1 pseudogene is annotated in these 511 nt (G+C 56.8%); it reads left to right on the top strand.

Annotated elements, in window-relative coordinates:
* Positions 1 to 511, top strand: a pseudogene (locus tag HMPREF1627_RS02075) (polyribonucleotide nucleotidyltransferase); the annotation flags it as partial.

The following is a 511-nucleotide window of genomic DNA, read 5'->3' on the forward strand; positions in this document are numbered from 1 at the left end:
TCCGACGGAAGATGTTGTTGCTGACGGCCTTGAGGCCGCGAAGCCGGTCATCCGCCAGCTGTGTGAGGCCCAGCTTGAGATCGCGCAGAAGGCCGGTAAGGAAACCGTTGAGTTCCCGCTGTTCCTCGACTATCAGGATGAGCACTACGATGCTGTGAAGGCCACTGTTGAGTCTGATCTGTCCGAGGCTCTCACGATTGCAGAGAAGCTTAAGCGCGAGGATCGCATCGACGAGATCCAACAGAAGATGCTTGAGGACCTTGCAGAGAAGTTCGAAGAAGAGGAAGAGAAGGATCTAAAGGCCGCCTTCCGCGCGATTGAGAAGGAGCTCATGCGTGACCGCGTGCTCCGTCACGGTCAGCGTATTGATGGACGTACTCCAACGGAGATTCGTTCGCTTGCAGCCGAGGTGGAGGTGCTTCCGCGCGTTCACGGTTCGGCTCTGTTCCAGCGTGGTGAAACCCAGATTATGGGCGTTACCACGTTGAACATGCTCCGCATGGAACAGCAG

Origin of the sequence: Actinomyces sp. S6-Spd3, assembly GCF_000758755.1 — a bacterium.
In the GTDB taxonomy this organism is placed as follows: Bacteria; Actinomycetota; Actinomycetes; order Actinomycetales; family Actinomycetaceae; genus Pauljensenia.